The sequence below is a fragment of the Nocardia veterana NBRC 100344 genome (assembly GCF_000308855.1).
GTDB lineage: Bacteria > Actinomycetota > Actinomycetes > Mycobacteriales > Mycobacteriaceae > Nocardia > Nocardia veterana.
In genome coordinates, this window is sequence record NZ_BAGM01000091.1 from 37,065 (window position 1) to 57,341 (window position 20,277).

A 20,277-nucleotide genomic window follows, 5' to 3' on the forward strand; every position below is an offset into this window, starting at 1 on the left:
CCTCCGCACCGGCCCCTGCCCACGAGCCGACCGGGAGCGAGACAACGGTGTCGGCGACCGCCCGGGTTGCGCGCTCGTCGTCCGGATGTTTCTCGGGCCCCGGGGGTTTCGCGGATGCGCCGAAGTCGACGGCCGCTGTAGAAGGCGATGCCGGAACGGCGGGCCGATGGCCGTCGGATCGTTGCGGACTCGGCCGGGGCTCAGTCGGCAGATCGGATCCTGCCCCTGCCGCGTCGTGGGTGTGGGTATTCGCCGAGCGGTCGGAGCAACTGGAGGCCGAGTGGACCTGACCGCCGCGGACGGGCTGGTCGGGTCGAGCGGGGTCGGTGGGTGTGGTCATGTCCCCACCCTCGCCGATCGCGGAACCTATCGCCGCTCGCTGACCTGGGCTTTCATCTGCCCTGTGGACATCGGCGACGGATGTGCAGCAGCACGTCGACACGCACACGCGGCACAGTCGAATGTCGGTGCAGGCTGTTACGGTTGCGCCGGGGAAAGCGCGCTCGCTGCGTGGTCAATGATTCCGGACGGCAGCGACGGCCGCGGTGAACACCTGGTCCAGTCCGGTCGTATCGGGCCGGGCGGAACCGTAGGTCATCGCGGTCGTTTCGATCCGCACATCACCGATCTGCGCGAGCAGCGAGCGGATCGTGGGGTCCGCCGCGCTGCCCGGTGGCGAACCGGCGACGGACCGGCCGAACGCCAAGGTGTCGTCGGCGTCGGCCGGCGGTGGCGGCAGCAGTTGCGTGGTGACCGTCCGATCGATGGCACCGTGACGGGCACGGACGGTCGCGCAGCGTGACAACTTCTCGCCCAGCTGTGACAACGCCTGGTCCGTGCGAGTCAGCACGACCGTGATGGTGGACCGGGTGTCGGCGTCGGTACCCACCGCCACCGCGACGCGACCGGGATCGACGGGCTCCGGCGCGCACACCGGCGGATCGATGCTCGCGCCGGGCGGGATCGCCGACAAGTCGGTCGCCGCCGCAGCGGCCCGATCACCGGCCGGCACGACCACGGTGTAGCCGGACGGAAAGCGGTCCTGGCCGGGTAGCAGGCTCGGCAGGTCGGCGCCGATATGCCGGGTGACGGTGCTCTGCCGCATCGCGAGCGGATGTCCGGACACCGTCGAGCCGCACGCGGCGAGCACACAGCTCAGCACCGCGTACCCGAGGGTGCGGCCGAACCCGCGGCGCCTCCGCGAGGCCGGCGGATCCGGGACGCTCACTCCCTCACTATGGCCGATTCCGACGGCCGGGCCGATCTGCCACGCCGCGCGCACCGGGAATACCACTGCCACATCCGGAGTTGTGCTCTCCGGTAGGGCGTACGAAGGTGGCCTGCCTCCGCCGGGCACGGTCCGCGACCGCTAGTCTGCGGAGGTTGGATCCCCCGGTGGACCGGCGGTTTCCGCGGATGTCACCACTGACACGCCGACCGGTACGCGGCAACCTCACGCGTATCCTGGACGGTGGAGCGGTGGCGATGTCCAGCCCCGGGCCACCACCGAAAACGACTGAGGCGGACAGGGCTTGACCAGGGAGTTTGGCAAATGAGCAGTATGTATGAGCTGGAGTTCCCCGCTCCGCAGCTGTCCTCGGCCGACGGCGCGGGTCCGGTGCTGGTGCACGGACTGGAGGGTTTCACCGACGCGGGGCACGCGGTCCGGTTGGCGACCACCCATCTACGCGAAAGTCTCGAATCCGAGCTGGTGGCCTCCTTCGACGTCGACGAACTGCTCGACTACCGCTCGCGCCGGCCGTTGATGACCTTCAAGACCGACCACTTCTCCGATTACGCCGATCCCGAGCTGAATCTATGGGCGCTGCGCGATACCGCCGGCACTCCCTTCCTGCTGTTGGCCGGTATCGAGCCGGATCTGCGCTGGGAGAAGTTCGTGACCGCGGTGCGGTTGTTGGCCGAACAGCTGGGCGTGCGCCGCAGCATCGGCCTGAGCGCCATCCCGATGGCGATCCCGCACACCCGGCCGTTGGGCGTGACCGCTCATGCCAGCGACCGGGACCTGATCGGCGAACATCAGCGGTGGCCCGGGGAACTGCAGGTACCCGGCAGCGCGTCGTCGCTGCTGGAATACCGGATGGGCCAGCACGGCCACGAGTCGATCGGGTTCTCGGTGCACGTCCCGCACTATCTGGCGCAGACCGCCTATCCGGAGGCGGCGCAGACCCTGCTGGAAAATGTGGCCGACAACGCGGGCCTGGAACTTCCGCTGGCCGCGCTGGGTGAGGCCGCCGCGCGGGTGCGCGAGCAGGTCAACGAGCACATCGCCGGAAACGTCGAGGTCGAGACCGTGGTGCAGGCGCTCGAGCGGCAGTACGACAGCTTCGTCACCGCGCAGGAGCGTCGGTCGAGCCTGCTCGCCGGCGAGGCCGATCTGCCGACCGGCGAGGAGTTGGGCGCGGAGTTCGAACGGTTCCTGGCCGAACAGACCGAGTTCGGCGACGGCGAGGAACCACGCGGCTGACGCCTCCGGCATCTCGGCGCACCGGGCGTTGCGGTAGCTCGCCCGGTGCCCGGTAACGTGGACGCACGTGCAGCTGTCCGAACTCGTTCCCGACCGTGCCGTGCCCGATGTGGATGCCGACTGGCTGTACGAAACCTTCGCCGAGTGGGCCTCCGCTCAGGGGCTGACGCTGTATCCGGCTCAGGAAGAGGCGCTGCTCGAGTTGATGACCGGCGCCAATGTCATCCTCGCGACGCCGACCGGGTCCGGCAAATCGATGGTCGCGGTCGGCGCCCACTTCGCCGCGCTGAATCAGGGTCGGCGCACCTACTACACCGCGCCCATCAAGGCACTGGTCAGTGAGAAGTTCTTCGCGCTGTGCGAGGTGTTCGGCGCGGACAAGGTGGGGATGGTCACCGGCGACGCGGCGGTGAATCCGACCGCGCCGATCATCTGCGCCACGGCGGAGATTCTGGCCAATCTCGCGCTGCGCGAAGGGCCGAACGCCGATGTCGGTCAGGTCGTGATGGACGAATTCCATTACTACGCCGACCCCGATCGCGGCTGGGCCTGGCAGGTGCCGCTGCTCGAGCTGCCGCACGCCCAATTCCTGCTGATGTCGGCCACATTGGGGGAGGTCGACCATTTCGCGCGCGATCTGGAACGCCGCACCGGCCGTTCCACCGCCGTGGTCACCGGCTCCGAACGGCCGGTGCCGCTGCTGTTCTCGTATGTGCGCACCCCGATCACCGAGACGCTGGAAGATCTGGTGACGACCAGTCAGGCGCCGGTCTATGTCGTCCATTTCACCCAGGCCGCGGCCTTGGAGCGGGCACAGGCCCTGACCAGTGTCAATTTCGCGTCCAAGGCGGAGAAGGACGCGATCGCCGAGGCACTGGGCGGCTTCCGCTTCGCCACCGGATTCGGCAAGACACTGTCGCGGCTGATCCGCCACGGCATCGGCGTGCACCATGCCGGAATGCTGCCGAAGTACCGGCGGCTGGTCGAACGACTGGCCCAGGAGGGCCTGCTCAAGGTGGTGTGCGGCACCGACACCCTGGGGGTGGGCATCAATGTGCCGATTCGCACGGTCCTGCTGACCGGCCTCACCAAATTCGACGGCGTGCGTACCCGGCGGTTGAAGGCTCGTGAGTTCCATCAGATCGCGGGACGCGCGGGGCGCGCCGGATACGACACCGTCGGCACGGTGGTCGTGCAGGCGCCCGAGCACGAGGTCGAGAACGCTCGGTTGCTGGCCAAGGCCGGCGACGATCCGAAGAAGTTGCGCAAAATCCAGCGGCGTAAACCTCCGGAGGGTTTCGTGTCCTGGTCGGAGGACACCTTCGACCGGTTGGTGGCCGCGCAGCCGGAACCCATGGTGTCCCGGTTCCGGGTCACCAATTCGATGCTGCTCAATGTCATCGCCCGGCCCGGCAACTGCTTCGACGCCATGCGGCACCTGCTCGAGGACAATCACGAACCACGCCCGGCGCAGCGCAAACACATATTGAAGGCGATCCGGCTCTATCGCGCCCTGCGAGACGCGGGAGTCGTCCAGCAACTCGACGAACCGGACGAAACCGGCCGCCGGGCACGGCTCACCGTGGACCTGCAGCGCGACTTCGCACTCGATCAGCCGCTGTCGCCGTTCGCGCTGGCCGCGCTGGAGCTGCTTGACAAGTCCGCGCCCAGCTACACACTGGATGTGGTGTCGATCATCGAATCCACGCTGGAGGATCCGCGCCGGTTGTTGCTCGCCCAGCAGCACAAGGCGCGCGGTGCGGCGATCGCCGAGATGAAGGCCGACGGGATCGAATACGACGAACGCATGGAGCTGATCGAGGACATCACCTGGCCACGTCCGCTGGCCGAGCTGATCGAGCCGGCCTTCGAAACCTACCGTGCCGGGCACCCGTGGGTCTCCGAATTCAGCCCCTCCCCCAAGTCGGTGGTGCGCGAAATGATCGAGCGCTCATTGACTTTCGCCGAACTGGTGTCCCAGTACGAGCTGGCCCGTTCGGAGGGACTGGTGCTGCGGTACCTGGCCGACGCCTATCGCGCACTGCGCCGCACGGTCCCCGAATCCGCTCGGACCGAGGAACTCGAGGACATCACCGAGTGGCTGGGTGAGCTTGTGCGGCAAGTGGATTCGAGTCTGCTCGATGAATGGGAGCAGTTGACCAACCCGGGCGCCGAGACCGACGACGACCAATTGGCCTTCGGCGCCGACACCGTCCGGCCGATCACGGCCAACGAGCGCGCATTCCGGGTCATGGTGCGCAACAGCATGTTTCGGCGGATCGAGCTCGCCGCACGGCAGCGCTGGGACGACCTCGGCGAATTCGACGACGGCCCGGACTGGGCCGAGGAACTGGCCCCCTACTTCGCCGAATACGGAGCAATCGGCACCGGCCCCGACGCCCGCGGGCCGGCGTTGTTCCGGATCGAGAAGGCCGGGGGCTTCTGGCGGGTGCGCCAGGTGCTCGACGACCCTGCCGGCGATCACGGCTGGTCGATCGACGCGGTGGTCGACCTGGCCGAATCCGACGCCGCCGGCGAGGTCGTCTTCGACGAGATGACGGTGAGCGCGGGATGAGCGCGATGATCGTCGATGCCCGTCGCGACCCCGCAACCACGGTGGTCCGCCGCCGAAAACCCGGTTTCGACGCGCGGATCTGATCGAATCCGGCGCACCGGCCGCCGATCGTGATCATCCGGGCGTGATCAAGCCGACCCCGTTCCGGTTCGTTTCCCATGCCCTTGCGCTGATACTCTCTCGCTCGCTGCCTGCAGCGGGAGGCTGCCCAGAAGAAAGAGAGTTCCCTTAGATTGATCGGTACAAACGCGCCCGAGTCGCCTCATCTCGTCATCGACCTCGATCGGGTGCGCGGCAACTTCCACGCTTTCCGTGCGGCCTTCCCGTCGGCACGAATTCGCTTCGCGGTCAAAGCCTCTCCGATGCCGGAGATCATTCGCCTACTCGATTCCGAGGGCGCCGAATTCGACGTCGCCAGTATCGGCGAGATCGAAATGTGTGTGGCGCTGGGCGTCGACCCGGCGGTGCTCTGCTACGGCAATCCGATCAAGAAGGCCGCCCACATCGCCGCCGCCTACGCCGCGGGTGTGCGCCGGTTCGCCTTCGACACCGAGGACGACCTGGAGCGCATCGCCGAACTCGCACCGGGCTCGGAGGTGGAGTGCCGGTTCCTGGCCTCGGCGCCGCAGTCGCAGACCCCGTTCGGCACCAAATTCGGGTGCGCGCCCGGTGAGGCGGTGCGACTGCTGGTGCGCGCCCGCGACCTCGGCCTGCGAGTGGGCGGCCCCTATTTCCACGTGGGTTCGCAGCAGCTGGATCCGGTCGCGTGGCAGATCGGCATCGAGCAGGCTGCCGCCATCATCGAAGCGCTGGCGGTCAAGGACATTCCGGTGGCGTCGGTGAATATCGGTGGGGGCCTGCCGATTTCGTACGCCGACCCGGCGCCGGAGCTGGCCGATCTGGGTGTGGTGATCGCCGCCGCGGCGACGCGGCACCTGCCCGAGCACACCGACCTGGTGGTGGAACCCGGCCGCGCCCTGGTGGGCAATGCCGGTGTGATCCACGCCGAGGTCGTGAACGTGCGCATCGCGCCGGACGGGCGGCGCTGGGTGTATCTCGACATCGGCCGCTACAACGGCATGGCCGAGACCGAGAACGAGTACATCGCCTACCGGATCGAGACCGATCGAGACGGTGACCCCGCCGACGAGGCGGTGATCGCGGGTCCGACCTGCGACGGCGACGATGTACTGTATCAACGCACGCGAGTCCTTCTGCCGACCACGCTGCGAGCCGGTGATCCCGTTCGGATCCTCGATACCGGCGCTTATACGGCGAGCTATTCGTCGGTGTCCTTCAACGGTTTTCCGCCTTTGACTGTGCATGTCATCGGCGCTGAGCGAGAGTGAGTTTGCCCATGACGGCAGAATTCACCGGCTGGCACGTGCTGGCCGAGTTCGGTGGTGTCGACGTAGCCCTCTGCGACGATCTCGAACGACTCGAAACAGCGCTTCGACAATCGTTGCTCGCCGCGGGAGTGACGATCTGCGAGGTGGTACACAAGAAGTTCGAGCCGCACGGGGTGACGGTGCTGGCGCTGCTGTCGGAATCGCACGCCTCGATCCACACCTATCCGGAGTCCGGCGACATCTTCGTCGACGTGTTCACCTGCGGCAGCATCGGCGCGGGCGCGACCAAGGCGGTCGAACTGCTGCAGGAGGCCCTGAGCCCGCAGAGCGTGCACATGGAGGTCGTGCAGCGCGGGCACCATGCCCGCCGGGTGCACGAGCCGGTCGGTGCGGGGCTCACCCGGGTCTGGGACCTGTCGGAGGTGATCGTCGACGCGCGCACTCCGTTCCAGCACATGGTGATCGCCCGCACCGCGCAGGGCATCTCGCTGTTCTCCGACGACGATCGGCAGTCCACCGAGTTCTCCCAGCTGACCTACCACGAGGCGATGCTCGTTCCGGCGTACGCGCTGGCCGCCAAACTCGACAACGTGCTGATCATCGGCTCCGGTGAGGGCGTGGCCAGCCAGATGTCGGTGGCCGCGGGGGCGACGCGGGTCGACCACGTCGATATCGACCGGATGGAGGTCGAGCTGTGCGCCCGGCATCTGCCCTACGGCTATACGCCCACCGACCTGGAGGCCGCGGTCCGCGGTGAGGGCGCGATCCGAATGCACTACGCCGACGGCTGGGACTTCCTGGCCGAGGCCGAGGCCGCCGGCACCCGCTACGACGTGATCGTCATCGACCTTCCCGACGAGCGGGTCGAGGACGCCCAGCACAACCGCCTCTACGAGGAGGAATTCCTCACGCGATGTAAGGCACTGCTGGCCGAGGGCGGCGTGCTCGCCGCGCAGGCCGGCTGCCCGACCATGTGGCGCAACGAAACCCTGAAGCGGTCCTGGCAGCGGTTCACCGACCTGTTCGACACCGTGGTCCCCTACGGCAGCGACGAACACGAGTGGACGTTCCTGTTCGGGGTCTCCGAACGCATCGACGATCCGGTCGCGGTGATGTGCAAGCGGCTGCCGCAGCTGCCCTACCGTGCGGAGACCGTGGACGAACGGGCCCTGATCCGGGGCGCGATCGAACCGCACGCACTGCGCGCGATCGCCGCCCGCGCCTGACGTCCGGCCGCCGATCCCGGGTGTGGTCACCCACCCGAGCGCAGCGAGATCGCGTTGCGCGCCAAGCGAATACGAGTAGGACCGCCCGGAACCGGACCCGGGCGGTCCTGCTGTCGGTCAGGCCCGTTCACGCCGCCATTCGGCCGTGCGCTCGACGTAGCGGTCGAGATGGTGGGAGACGAATACCTCGGGCAACCAGTCGTTTCCGGTGACCGCCGACGACCACACGAAGGTGCGCACGGGCTGGTCGTACCCGATCAGCTCGATCGGCCGCAGATCGTATTCGGGATCCTCGAAGGCCTCGATGATCCGCCAGTCGGCGGCGGTCAGGCCCCGCAGGACCAGCCCGCCCGCCATCCGCCCCGGTTCGGCGACCAGACCTGGATACAGCCGCTGCGGCAGCGCCGCCACCCGCCACCCGCGGGCGACCCCGACATCCATCTCCGGAGTGCGACCCAGCAGCACCTCGAGCACCGGACCGAACTGCAGGGTGCCGTAGGCGAACAAGTCGGGCCCGGGATCGTCCGGACGGGCCCGGCGTTGCGGTGCCGGCTTCTTCGCCGCGCTCATCGCGGGCACTCCTCACTCCTGCGGACCGAGCGCGCCCCCGCGGCCACGACCGACATTCGCCGATCAGTTGCTCGGACGACCCACCTGTTCCTGCTCGCACACCGGTATCGCATCCCTCCACTGTGCCGAATGCGCCGCGCGGGCTTCACATCGGGTAAACGTGACCTCGGTCACCGCCTCGGTTTGCGCTGGTCAATGCCGTGCGGTGTAGCCGGGTGCGCATTCGCCGCCGACACTCGGCGGTCGCCGTCCGCATGCGATCGGCATCGCTCGCGGGCAACGCTGCCCGATCGCGGGGAGTCAGCGAATCTCCCCGTGCCCCGCCGATCGCACCGAATTCCCGCTGACGCGGGCGAACAGCTCGGGATCATGGGAGTTGACGATGGTGATCTGCGCACCGTGGTTCCGGTTGAGTTCCACCAGCCGCCGCCGGTTTTCCTGATAGGCGCCGCGCACGATGGACCCGAGTTCGTAGGTCCACCACAGCAGCGGTGTTTTCGGACCGGCCGGGTCGATCTCGCTGGCGACGTAGAAGGCGTCGCCGGCGTGCAGCAGCCAGCCCGCACCCGTGTCGATCGCCACTCCGATGTGGCCGCGGGTGTGGCCGGGTAGCGGGACCACCAGGATTTCCGGCGGCACCCCGGGCAGATCGCGCACGGCGCGGAAACCGAACCACTCGTCGGTGCCCTCGAGTTCGTTGACCATCCAGCGCGGACCGTGCGCCCACTGCGCCGCGCGATACCGCAATCGCTCCGCCAGCGTCCGCCCCGCGGTCGCCGCACGGAACTCGGGGCCGTGGACGTGGACCGTGGCCTCCGGGAAATCCGCGAGGCCCGCCGCGTGGTCGAGGTCCAGGTGGGTGAGGATGATGTGGCGCACATCGGCCGGGTCGTAGCCGAGTGCCTGGATCTGCCGGATCGCGGTGTGGTGTTCGGCCGGACGGATGCCGAGCAGGTAGCGCCCGGGCCCCACGAAGCGCGCCGGATCTCGGACACTGTCGAGCCCGAATCCGGTGTCCACCAGCACCAACCCGGTCCTGGTCTCGACGAGCAGGCAGTGGTCCACCATGCCCAAGGCCATGGTGCCGCAGTTGAGATGATGAATCCGCACGCGCCGAGCGTTCCAGACGCTCACCGGCCGGTCAATCGGGGCGTCCGGGGCCACGATTTCTCAGTTCGGACGTTGGGCGCGAATGATTTCCGCGAGTTGCTCGTAGTCCTCGACCCGTGCCGTGGAGCCGCGGAAGACCAGGCCGATGGTTCGCCCCGGCGCGGGGGCGGCGAATCGCGCGATATCCAATGTGCCGCGGGAGGTTTCGGCCGCCACGGCCATTTCCGGAATCAGGGTGACGCCGAGGCCGCCGCCGACGCATTGCACCACCGTGGTCAGTGATGCGGCCCGGGTATCACCGACCGGCCCCGGCCGCACCTCCTCGGAGCGGCACAGGTCGAGGGTTTGGTCGCGCAGACAGTGCCCCTCGTCGAGCAGCAGTAGCGGCAGTTCGTCGAGTGCCGCCGGCGCGAGATCGGTGCGTCCGGCCAGCTCGTGCCCGAGCGGTGTCACCAATACGAATTCCTCGGTGTAGAGCGGGATCTCGACCATCCCGGTGGCATCGGCGGGCAGGGCCATCATCGCGACGTCCAAGACGCCGCTGCGCAGGCCGTCGAGCAGCCGCGCGGTCTGGTCCTCGATGACGTGCGGTACCAACGCAGGCAGGAGACGCCGTAACTCCGGTAGCAGCGTCGGGAGCACATAGGGCGCCACGGTGGGAATGATCCCCATCCGCAGCGTGCCGCCGAGTCCGTCGCCGGCGGCGGTGGCGACGAATCGGTCGGCGGCTTCGAGCGTCGCCATCGCTTGCGGCAGCAGCCGTTTGCCCGCCGCGGTCACCAGAACTCGCCGCGTGCTGCGTTCGATCAGCTGCAAACCCAGTCCGTTTTCCAGTGATGCCAACGCCTGCGATAACGTGGGTTGGCTCACATTCAGATGAGCCGCAGCGGTGCCGAAATGGCGATACTCCGCGATCGCCACGAACGCACGCAGCTGTGACAGGGTGGGCTGATAAGTCTGATCAGTCACGCCTATCAGTGTAGTGCAACTGATCACCTTTACCTTTTACTGGGTTTTGGGCATGATCGACAGCGAATGCTTCGACGGTGTCCCGCCGCACCCAGGCGGCCCGTCACCCGTGTCCCACTACGACGAAGGAGACAACATGGCTCTGCTGACCATCGGCGACCAGTTCCCCGCCTACAACCTGACGGCGGTCATCGGCGGCGACTTGTCGAAGGTGAACGCGCAGCAGCCCGACGACTACTTCACCCAGATCTCGAGTGACGACCACGCCGGCAAGTGGCGCATCGTCTTCTTCTGGCCGAAGGACTTCACCTTCGTGTGCCCGACCGAGATCGCCGCCTTCGGCAAGCTGAACGACGAGTTCGCCGACCGGGACGCCCAGGTGCTGGGTGTGTCGGTCGACAACGAGTTCGTCCACTTCCAGTGGCGGGCCCAGCACGAGGATCTGAAGACCCTGCCGTTCCCGATGCTGAGCGACCTCAAGCGGGAGCTCGTCACCGCGACCGGTGTGCTGAACGCCGACGGTGTCGCCGACCGCGCCACCTTCATCGTCGACCCGAACAACGAGATCCAGTTCGTCTCGGTGACCGCCGGTTCCGTCGGCCGCAACGTCGACGAGGTGCTGCGGGTGCTCGACGCTCTGCAGTCCGACGAGCTGTGCGCCTGCAACTGGAAGAAGGGCGACCCGACCATCAACGCCGGTGAACTACTGGCCGCCAGCGTCTGAGGAGAGTAACGCGCAGTGTCCGTAGAGAACCTGAAGAATTCGCTTCCCGAATACGCCAAGGACCTCAAGCTCAACCTGTCGTCCATCGCACGCTCGACCGTGCTGAACGAACAGCAGCTGTGGGGCACCCTACTCGCCGCGGCGGCCGCCACCCGGTCGGCCACCACGCTGCGCGAGATCGGCGAAGAGGCCGCCGACACCCTGTCGGCCGAGGCCTACAACGCCGCCCTGGGCGCCGCCTCGATCATGGGCATGAACAACGTGTTCTACCGTGGCCGGGCGTTCCTGGAGGGCCGCTACGACGATCTGCGCGCCGGTCTGCGGATGCAGATCATCGGCAACCCGGGTGTCGAGAAAGCCGATTTCGAGCTGTGGTCGTTCGCGGTGTCGTCGATCAACGGCTGCCAGCACTGCCTGGAGGCGCACGAGCACACCCTGCGTGAGGCGGGTGTGTCGCGCGAGGTGATCTTCGAGGCGCTGCGGGTGGCCGCGATCGTCGCCGGTGTCGGCCAGGCCGTCCAGGCCCAGGAGACGCTCGCCGCCGCCGCGGTCTGATCATCGCCCGCACCGATGCCCTCGTCCCGTCGATCGGGACGGGGGCATCGTGTCGTTCACGGCCTGCTACCACCGATTGCCGCGGGTACGCTGGGGCAGCATGAGCCAATGGGAGAGCGACGGCGCGCAGGTCGAGGTGGTGCGGGTCTTCACCGATGTCACGGGCAAGCTCGGCAACCCACTGGGCATCGTGCGCGCGGCGGCGGTCACCGACGTCGATCACCAGTTGCTGGCGGCGCGCGTCGGGCACAGCGAAACGGTGGTCGTGGACGACCCGGTCTCCGGACGGGCCAGGATGCGGATCTACACCCCGACCCGGGAGCTGCCCTTCGCCGGCCATCCCACGGTCGGTGCGGCGTGGTGGCTGGCCGACCGGGGCCAACCGGTGAAGATCATCGACGTCCAGGCCGGTCCCGTCGAGATCCAGATGCTCGACGACGGTTTGATCTGGATCCGTGTCCGTGCGGAATGGGCCCCCGAATTCACCTTCGACGAATTCTCCGACGCCGCATTCCTCGACACGGTCGATCCCCGGCATTTCACCGACGGACAGCATTATGTGTGGGCGTGGACGAACGAGGCGCGCGGTGCGGTCCACGCTCGAATGTTCGCCCCGGCCTTGGGAATCGCCGAGGACGAAGCCACCGGTGCGGCGGCGATCGCGCTCACCGCACAGCTGCGGCGAAGCTTGATCATCACACAGGGCGCGGGCTCACAGTTGTTCACCGAATGGGATTCCGACGGCTGGGTCCGCCTGGGCGGCCGCGTCGTCGCCGACCATCCGGTTCTCATCTGAGGTTCGGCCGACCGGCTCAGCCCGCGACCGCGGCGACGAGCATATAGGCCATTCCCAGATCCATCACCACATGCGGCACCGCGCCGAGCGCACCGGGCGGCCCGGTCGGATGCGAGACGCGATGCCACAGCATGGTTCTCGTGCGCGGAATCAGCATCAGCACCGCATCGAGCACGAACACGGCAGCGAGGATCGCGACGGGCAGCACCGGAAGCCGGTCCGTACCCGCCTCGGCGGACGCGTGGTGATGACCCGCCGTCGCCCAGAGCATGGCTCCGGCCGCAACCAGATGGTAGGCGACCGCGGGAACTCGGAACCCGGACGATCCGCCGAAGGCGGTGTGCCGGTGCCCGATTCGCATCAGCAGCAGTCCGGCGTACACCACCATCATGGCGATGAGCACGCCACGCAGCGCATCCGGTGCGGCGGCGGCCGGAAACAGCACCATCGCCAGCATGAGCAGACACATCAACAGGTGCGCGGCATCGGATTCGTGATCGGCCGACCACGGTGTCGCCGCACCCGTCGGCTCGGCGCCCTCCCGGGCGAGCGGCACCGCCAGATGACGCACGAGCACGATCGCCGCCGCGACGACGAACGCCGCCGCCACGGCCCAGCGCAGCATCGCGTGCTCGGTCACGAAAGAGCCCACACCCCACCGCCTTCCGCCGCGGCACCTCCGCGCGTCTTTCATGCTCGCATGTCGCGGTGGTACGCGCCGCCCCTCCGCTCGGTTTCGGCGGCGCAGGGGCGGCGCCGAGGCCGGATGCATCACGCACATCCCACCCCGCCGGAGCGGGGCCCGGCTCAGCCCAATGCGCGTTCCAGCGCTGCCGCCAGTTCCGCGACCTGCTGGTCCTCGATGACGAATGCCGGCGAGATCTGCAACGCGCCCTGCCCCGCGGCGCGACTGGAAACACCCTGTGCGCGAAGCGCTTTCACCATCGCCGGACCGTCGGCGGGATCGGCGAGCTGAACACCGGCCACCGCGCCCAGCCCGCTGCGTACCTCGGCCACCCGGGGGTGACCCGCCAGCGGCGCGAGGTGTTCGTGCAGCAGCGATTCCACGTTCTTACTGGCGTCGAGCAGATTCTCGCGCTCGATGATGTCGAGGTTGGCCATGGCCGCGGCCGCCGATCCGGCATGACCGCCGTAGGTGTAGCCGTGCCGGAACCACACCCCTCCGCCGAAGAACGGTTCGGCGACCCGCGGCGCCACGAACACCGCGCCCATCGGTAGATAACCGGAGGTCAGCCCCTTTGCGGTGGTCATCAGATCCGGTTCCAGACCGAACCGGGTGGAGGCGAACCAGGATCCGCCGATCCGACCGAATCCGGTGACGACCTCGTCGGCGACGAACAGGATGTCGTTGTCCCGGCAGAGCCGGCGCACCTCGTCCAGATATCCCTCCGGCGGCAGGTGGATACCGCCGGCGCCGATGATCGGTTCACAGAAGAAGGCGGCGATTCGCTCCGCCCCGACCTCGTCGATCAGTTCCCGAAGTGCCTGGGCGCGATCGAAATCGACGGTGCGGGTGTCGGCCATCAGCTCGCCGTAACCCTCGTGATTGACCGCGATCCCCGCCAGCGCCGTGCCGCCGACGTGCATACCGTGATAGGCGAGCCGACGGCCGACCAGCAGGGTCTTCTCCGGACGGCCCAGTTCCCGCCAATAGCGGCGGGCCATCTTCGCGGCGGTGTCGACCGAATCCGAACCGCCGGAGGTGAACATGATCTTGCTGCCGGGTACCGGCGCCAGCTCCGACAGCCGCTCGGCCAGCCGTTGCGTCACGGGTGCGGTGAGGTCACCGAAGTTCGAATAGTGCGCCAGGGTCGACAATTGGGCCGCCACCGCATCGGCGATTTCGCGGCGGCCGTGCCCGACATTGGTGAACCACAGCCCGGCGGTGGCGTCGAGGTAGCGGCGGCCGGCCTCGTCCCAGATGTAGACACCCTCCCCGCGCGACACCACGAATGCGCCGTCGCGTTCCACTGCGCCCATATCCGCGAATCCGTGCCACAACGCACCCATGGTCGGCTCCTGTTCCCTCGTCCGGTGGTCACGGGCAAACCCCCGCCCGCGCCGCCAGGTTACCCGCGCCACCCGTTCCGGGCACGAGCAGGAACTCCTCGCAACCCGTCGGCTACCGCGACGTCACACCGGGACGGCGGCGTCGCGACGCCCGCGCACGGCGCCGAGCCAAGCCACCGCGATCGCCATCATCGTGATCACCACCGCCAGGATCACCACGCCGATCAGCAGCGAGGGGTAGCCCTGCCCGCGCGGGTCGAGGAACGGGTACGGGTACCAGTGCACGAGCTCACCGCGGATCAGGCTGTAGCCGCAGTAGACGATCGGATACGCGAGCCAGCCCACGATCAGGGCCGGGGAAACGCGCAACCGGGCCGAGACGAGGATCCAGTCGGCGACCAGCACGATGGGCAGTACCCGATGCATGGTGTCGTTGACCCACTTGTCGGTGAGCATGACGTCGATACCGGCCAGCAGCACGGCATAGATCACACCGGTGATCAGCAGATACAGCGTCACGGCACCCCGCACGGCCTGCCAGCGCGGCGACCGCGGATCCAGGACGCCGCCGATCAGCAACACCAGCACCCCGAGGATATTGGACTGGACGGTGAAGTAGCTGAAGTAGTTACCGAGCGAGAAGGTCGCCGAGCCACTGACCCGAAGCGGAATCCACAGCAGCGCAACGGCTCCCAGGACGGCGACGGCGAGGCGCGGTATTCGGATCCATATCGGCGTCCCCGCACGGGCGATCATCGCTCGATCCTCGCATACCGGGCCCGAGCTCAGTGGTTTTCCCACCCGCGCCGCGCGGGCCCCGGTCGCCGGACCGGCGTCCGGCGACCGGGATCGGCATCGGCTACGCGGACCCGAAGGAGGTGCGCCGGGTCGGTTGCGCGCTTGCCCGCTCGGGTCGGTGCCGGGCGGGCGCAGCGGTCGTCACGACCGCGCGCACGCGTTCGCGGACGAGAGCGGCGATGCCCAGCAGTACCGACATCACCCGCAGCGCGCGGACCCACATCGGCGTTCCGGAACCAGCAGTCATGGGCCGATGGTGACATACCTGGGCGGGCCGACGGAACAAGATCACAGCGATAGCAACAGTTCGGTTATCCGAGCTGGACCAGCGCCGAAGCGGGCGGGTCGCGCGGTTTCGCTACGCTGGTCGATGCAATGACCTCGACTGCCGCCACCGCTCGCGAGCTGCGCGCTCGCCTGGCCGACCTCTCCATCCGCGACGAACACCGGCTGCGCCGACGGCTGGACAAGGTTCGCGGCGACGACGGTGAGATCGAGCGGCTGGACCGGGAGATCGTCGCGGCACAGGCCCGCATCGAGACCCGTCGCGACGCCGTCCCGGAGATTCGCTACCCGGAACAACTGCCGGTATCCGCGCATCGCGACGAGATCGCCGCCGCGATCGCGGCGAATCAGGTCGTCGTGATCGCGGGTGAGACCGGCTCCGGGAAGACCACCCAGATCCCCAAGATCTGCTTGGAACTGGGGCGCGGCATCCGCGGCACGATCGGCCACACCCAGCCGCGCCGGCTGGCGGCACGCACCGTCGCCGAACGGATCGCCGCCGAACTCGGCACCGAATTGGGTGACGTGGTGGGTTATACGGTCCGGTTCACCGATCAGGCCTCCGACCGCACCCTGATCAAACTGATGACCGACGGCATCCTGCTGGCCGAGATCCAGCGCGATCGCCTGCTCCGCCGCTACGACACGATCATCATCGACGAGGCACACGAGCGCAGCCTCAACATCGACTTCCTGCTCGGCTATCTGAAATCGCTGCTGCCCAAGCGGCCCGACCTCAAGGTCGTCATCACCTCGGCGACCATCGACCCGGAGCTGTTCGCCCGCCACTTCGCCGATCCGGACTCGGGCACGCCCGCGCCGATCGTCGAGGTGTCCGGCCGCTCCTATCCGGTCGAGATCCGGTACCGGCCACTGGCTCCGGAGATGTCGGCCACCAGCGACGACGACGAACTGGACGAGGCCGAATCCGCCCCGCGCGGTGGACGCTCGTCGGCCCGGGGCGCCGCCGCGGAGCCGCGCGACCAGACCGACGCCATCGCCGACGCGGTCCGGGAACTGCTGGCCGAGGGTGACGGCGATGTCCTGGTCTTCCTGTCCGGTGAGCGCGAGATCCGCGATACCGCCGATACCCTGCGAGACCTGAAACTGCCCCGCACCGAGATCGTTCCGCTCTATGCCCGGCTGTCGGCGGCCGAACAACATCGGGTGTTCCAGCCGCATACGGGTCGGCGGGTGGTACTGGCGACCAATGTCGCCGAAACCTCGCTCACCGTGCCGGGCATCCGCTACGTGGTCGATCCGGGCACCGCGCGCATCTCTCGGTATTCGATGCGCACCAAGGTGCAGCGGCTGCCGATCGAACCGATTTCGCAGGCATCGGCGCGGCAACGTTCCGGTCGTTGCGGCCGCGTGGCGGACGGCATCTGTATCCGGCTCTACTCCGAGGACGACTTCGAAGCCCGCCCGGCATTCACCGAACCGGAGATCCTGCGAACCAATCTCGCCGCGGTGATCCTGCAGATGACCGCGCTCGGGCTGGGCGATATCGAGAGTTTTCCGTTCGTGGAGGCGCCGGATCGCCGTGCCATCCGAGACGGCATCGCGCTGCTGCTGGAACTGGGCGCCCTGGCCCGGCGGTCCGACTCGACCGCGACAACCACACCGGCGCGAGGGAATCGACGCCGGCGCGGCGGCAAGGCGGGCGGCGGGGCGGCACCGGAGGTCCGGGTGCGGGCGCCGGAGGGCGGGGACGACCTCGAGCTGACGCCGGTCGGTCGCCAGATGGCTCAGTTGCCCGTCGATCCGCGGATGGCCCGGATGCTCGTCGCCGCCGAGGCCAACGGCTGTCTGGCCGAGGTCCTGGTGATCGTCGCGGCGCTGTCGATTCAGGATGTGCGCGAACGCCCGGCGGAATTCCAGCAGGCGGCCGACACCAAGCATGCCCGGTTCACCGTCGAGGGCTCGGACTTTCTGGCCTACCTGCGGCTGTGGGACTACCTGCGGGATCAGCGCCGGGCCAGGTCCGCCAACCAGTTCCGGCGAATGTGCCGGGAGGAGTTCCTGCACTATCTGCGGATCCGCGAATGGCAGGATCTGCAGGGACAATTGCGCACCATCACCCGCAGCCTCGGTTGGTCGGTTCCGGATTCGATTGCCGCGCAGAATGATTCATCCGATCTGCCGTGGGACGGCGATGCCGTCCACCGCGCTCTGCTGGCCGGCATGCTGTCGCATATCGGGGTCCGCGAGGCCGAATCGCGGGAATTCCTCGGCGCGCGTGGGGCGAAATTCATGATCTTCCCGGGCTCGGCGCTGGCGAAGAAACCACCGCGCTGGGTGATGGCCGCCGAACTCGTCGAGACCTCGCGGCTGTGGGGCCGGATGGCGGCCCGGATCGAGCCCGAGTGGGCCGAACGTCTCGCCGGCGATCTCGTCAAACGCAGCTACTCCGAACCGCATTGGTCCGCGCGCCGGGGCGCGGCGATGGCCTACGAACGCGTCACCCTGTACGGCGTGCCGCTGGTGACTCAGCGCCGCGTCGATTTCGGGCGGATCGATCCGCAGCTGTCGCGCGAGCTGTTCATCCGCCATGCCCTGGTGCAGGGAGAATGGCAGACCCGGCACGGGTTCTTCCACCGCAATCGCGAACTCCTGGACGACGTCGCCGATTTGGAGCATCGGGCGCGTCGCCGCGACATCCTGGTCGATGATCAGGTGCTGTTCGACTTCTACGATCAGCGCATTCCCGCCGATGTGGTGTCGGTGCGGCATTTCGACACCTGGTGGCGCACGGCGCAACGCGAGGATCCGCACCAGCTGGACTTCTCGACCGCGACCGTCGTCAACGAACAGGCCGCCGCGCTGGATCCGGCCGCCTACCCGGACAGCTGGCGCCAAGGCGAGTTGAGTTTTCCCCTCACTTATCAGTTCGAGCCGGGTCAGGCCGACGACGGTGTGACGGTCCACATCCCGGTCGCCCAGCTCGCTCATGTCCGGGCGGTCGGCTTCGACTGGCTGGTCCCCGGTATGCGTGAGGAGCTGGCCGCCGCGCTGATCAAGACCTTGCCGAAACAGTTGCGGCGCACCGTCGTTCCCGCGCCGGACTTCGCGCGGGCGGCGCTGGCGCGGCTCACGCCGCGGGCCGAACCGCTACGCACCGGATTGGCACGGGAACTGTCGGCGCTGGCCTCGACGCCGATCGCGCCGACAGATCTCGACCCCGGTTCACTGCCGGACCACCTGCGGATGACGTTCGCGGTGACCGGCGCCGACGGGGAGATCCTGGCCCGGGGCAAGAATCTCGCCGCGTTGAAAACCCAACTCTCGCAGCAGGTGTCGCAGTCGGTGGCGAAGGCGACCAGCGCGGCCGAACGACCACCAGCCACAGTATGGACCGCGCAGACGCTCGGGACCGTACCGCAGACGATCCGCCGCGAGGTCGGCGGCCAGACCATCACCGGCTACCCCGCCCTGGTCAGCGAGAACGACGGGGTCGCGGTGCGGGTGCTCTCCTCCCCCGCGGCACAGCGCGCCGCGATGCGGGTGGGTACCCGCGCCCTGCTGCTACGGGAGTTGCCGACGGCGCAGCGCGCGGTGACCGCCGGTCTGTCCGCCGCCGATCGGCTGGCGCTGAGCCAGAATCCGTACGGCTCGCTCGATGCCCTGATCGAGGACTGCCGAGCCTGTGCGGCCGACGAGCTGATCGCCGCGCACGGCGGCCCGGTTCGCAGCCCCGAACGCTTCGCCGAACTGGTCGAACGGATCCGGCCGCAATTCGCCGGCACGGTCGCGCGCATCCTGACCCTCGTGGTGCCGATTCTCGCCGCCGCGCACCGGGTGCGGGCGGCGCTGTCGGAGACCACCGACCGCGACATCGCCGACGATGTGGCGGGACAGCTCGATGATCTGGTCTTCGCGGGATTCATCGGCGAATTCGGCAGCACCCGGCTGCGGGAAATTCCCCGCTACCTGAACGCCGCCGAGGCGCGGTTGCGCGCGCTCCCCGCATCGGCCGATCGCGATCGGCAGGGCGCCGCCGAATTGGACCGGGTGCACACCGCCTACGCTCGGCTGCTCGATCGGCTGCCGGAAGCTCGCCGCGCCGGCGCCGATGTGACCGAAATCTGGTGGATGATCGAGGAATTGCGGGTGAGCCTGTTCGCCCAGCAGCTGGGAACGCCCTATCCGGTCTCCGCCAAGCGGATCATCAAGGCGATCGACGCCATCGCAACCTCACCGGCGGGCCGTCGGTCGCGGTGATCAGTCCGCGCCGGCCGCGACCGATCGGTCGGCCCGGTGCCGGCGCAAGTCGGCGATCTCGCGCTCGAAATCGTCCGCGGAACTGAAGGACCGGTAGACCGAGGCGAAGCGCAGATAGGCCACCTCGTCGAGGTCGCGCAGCGGACCGAGAATGGCCAGGCCGACCTCGTGGCTGGGCACCTCCGGCGACCCCTTGGCGCGCACCGCGTCCTCAACCTGCTGGGCCAGCAGGTTCAGCGCATCGTCATCGACCTCGCGGCCTTGGCAGGCCCGCCGCACCCCGCGGATCACCTTCTCGCGGCTGAACGGTTCGGTGACGCCGCTGCGTTTGACCACCGAAAGGATCGCGGTCTCGACCGTGGTGAAGCGGCGCCCGCACTGCGGGCACGCGCGACGGCGTCTGATCGCGCTACCTTCCTCGGCCTCACGCGAGTCGACCACCCGCGAATCCGGGTGCCGACAGTACGGGCAATGCATCCGGGATCCTTCGTCGATGCCTGCGGTCGGTCTGCGATGAGCTGCCTACCCTCGACCCGTCATGTCGAACGAACCGACTCACCACACATGTCCTGAGCGTCTTTCA

The 20,277-nt window shown here is 68.3% G+C and carries 17 protein-coding genes; 8 read left to right on the forward strand and 9 right to left on the reverse strand.

Annotation, left to right across the window (positions count from 1 at the left end):
- Positions 1-514: 514 nt before the first annotated feature.
- Positions 515-1,300, reverse strand: coding sequence for a DUF5642 family protein (locus tag ON37_RS15640; protein ID WP_157171462.1), 786 nt, complete (start codon positions 1,298-1,300; stop codon positions 515-517).
- 252 nt (positions 1,301-1,552) lie between these two features.
- Between ON37_RS15640 and ON37_RS15645 the strand changes: the two genes are divergently transcribed.
- The 4 genes from ON37_RS15645 (at position 1,553) to speD (ending at position 7,635) form a co-directional block, all read left to right on the forward strand.
- On the forward strand, positions 1,553-2,485 hold the full coding sequence (locus tag ON37_RS15645; protein WP_040720284.1) for a PAC2 family protein: 933 nt from the start codon (positions 1,553-1,555) through the stop codon (positions 2,483-2,485).
- A 67-nt stretch (positions 2,486-2,552) separates the two neighbouring features.
- A complete protein-coding gene (locus tag ON37_RS15650; RefSeq protein WP_040720285.1) occupies positions 2,553-5,060 on the forward strand; it encodes a DEAD/DEAH box helicase in 2,508 nt (835 codons plus the stop codon).
- Between the two features lie 236 nt (positions 5,061-5,296).
- On the forward strand, positions 5,297-6,409 hold the full coding sequence (locus ON37_RS15655; RefSeq protein ID WP_444543879.1) for a type III PLP-dependent enzyme: 1,113 nt from the start codon (positions 5,297-5,299) through the stop codon (positions 6,407-6,409).
- 8 nt (positions 6,410-6,417) lie between these two features.
- Positions 6,418-7,635, forward strand: coding sequence for an adenosylmethionine decarboxylase (speD, locus tag ON37_RS15660; RefSeq protein ID WP_040720286.1), 1,218 nt, complete (start codon positions 6,418-6,420; stop codon positions 7,633-7,635).
- A gap of 117 nt (positions 7,636-7,752) precedes the next feature.
- Here the strand turns inward: speD and ON37_RS15665 are convergent, their stop codons facing one another.
- The 3 genes from ON37_RS15665 to ON37_RS15675 all read right to left on the reverse strand — a co-directional run bounded on the left by ON37_RS15665 (position 7,753) and on the right by ON37_RS15675 (position 10,284).
- Positions 7,753-8,205 carry a gamma-glutamylcyclotransferase family protein gene (locus ON37_RS15665; protein ID WP_051031638.1) on the reverse strand — a complete coding sequence of 151 codons (453 nt, stop codon included), beginning with the start codon at positions 8,203-8,205 and terminating at the stop codon, positions 7,753-7,755.
- Positions 8,206-8,505: 300 nt separating this feature from the next.
- Positions 8,506-9,315 (reverse strand): MBL fold metallo-hydrolase, encoded by an 810-nt coding sequence (locus ON37_RS15670; protein WP_040720315.1) that lies wholly within the window; start codon positions 9,313-9,315, stop codon positions 8,506-8,508.
- A gap of 60 nt (positions 9,316-9,375) precedes the next feature.
- Positions 9,376-10,284 carry a hydrogen peroxide-inducible genes activator gene (locus tag ON37_RS15675; protein ID WP_040720287.1) on the reverse strand — a complete coding sequence of 303 codons (909 nt, stop codon included), beginning with the start codon at positions 10,282-10,284 and terminating at the stop codon, positions 9,376-9,378.
- Positions 10,285-10,420: 136 nt separating this feature from the next.
- Here ON37_RS15675 and ON37_RS15680 point away from each other — a divergent pair, with 136 nt between their 5' ends.
- The 3 genes from ON37_RS15680 (at position 10,421) to ON37_RS15690 (ending at position 12,359) form a co-directional block, all read left to right on the forward strand.
- On the forward strand, positions 10,421-11,008 hold the full coding sequence (locus ON37_RS15680; protein ID WP_040720316.1) for a peroxiredoxin: 588 nt from the start codon (positions 10,421-10,423) through the stop codon (positions 11,006-11,008).
- A 15-nt stretch (positions 11,009-11,023) separates the two neighbouring features.
- The gene (ahpD, locus tag ON37_RS15685) at positions 11,024-11,563 is read left to right on the forward strand and encodes an alkylhydroperoxidase, AhpD family (protein WP_040720288.1); all 540 of its coding nucleotides are present in this window, start codon (positions 11,024-11,026) and stop codon (positions 11,561-11,563) included.
- Positions 11,564-11,663: 100 nt separating this feature from the next.
- Complete coding sequence (locus tag ON37_RS15690; RefSeq protein WP_040720289.1) at positions 11,664-12,359, forward strand: PhzF family phenazine biosynthesis protein; 696 nt, start codon at positions 11,664-11,666, stop codon at positions 12,357-12,359.
- A gap of 16 nt (positions 12,360-12,375) precedes the next feature.
- Here ON37_RS15690 and ON37_RS15695 read toward each other — a convergent pair whose 3' ends face one another.
- The 4 genes from ON37_RS15695 to ON37_RS32950 all read right to left on the reverse strand — a co-directional run bounded on the left by ON37_RS15695 (position 12,376) and on the right by ON37_RS32950 (position 15,435).
- Positions 12,376-13,011 carry a DUF5134 domain-containing protein gene (locus ON37_RS15695; protein WP_157171463.1) on the reverse strand — a complete coding sequence of 212 codons (636 nt, stop codon included), beginning with the start codon at positions 13,009-13,011 and terminating at the stop codon, positions 12,376-12,378.
- 155 nt (positions 13,012-13,166) lie between these two features.
- On the reverse strand, positions 13,167-14,390 hold the full coding sequence (locus ON37_RS15700) for an aminotransferase family protein (protein WP_040720291.1): 1,224 nt from the start codon (positions 14,388-14,390) through the stop codon (positions 13,167-13,169).
- A 123-nt stretch (positions 14,391-14,513) separates the two neighbouring features.
- A complete protein-coding gene (locus ON37_RS15705; protein ID WP_040720292.1) occupies positions 14,514-15,146 on the reverse strand; it encodes a Pr6Pr family membrane protein in 633 nt (210 codons plus the stop codon).
- A gap of 103 nt (positions 15,147-15,249) precedes the next feature.
- Positions 15,250-15,435 carry a hypothetical protein gene (locus ON37_RS32950; protein ID WP_157171464.1) on the reverse strand — a complete coding sequence of 62 codons (186 nt, stop codon included), beginning with the start codon at positions 15,433-15,435 and terminating at the stop codon, positions 15,250-15,252.
- A gap of 128 nt (positions 15,436-15,563) precedes the next feature.
- Between ON37_RS32950 and hrpA the strand changes: the two genes are divergently transcribed.
- Entirely contained in the window at positions 15,564-19,694 is a 4,131-nt protein-coding gene (gene hrpA / locus ON37_RS15710) for an ATP-dependent RNA helicase HrpA (protein WP_040720293.1), read from the forward strand.
- Here the strand turns inward: hrpA and nrdR are convergent, their stop codons facing one another.
- On the reverse strand, positions 19,695-20,171 hold the full coding sequence (gene nrdR / locus ON37_RS15715; RefSeq protein ID WP_040720294.1) for a transcriptional regulator NrdR: 477 nt from the start codon (positions 20,169-20,171) through the stop codon (positions 19,695-19,697).
- Between the last annotated feature and the right edge of the window lie 106 nt (positions 20,172-20,277).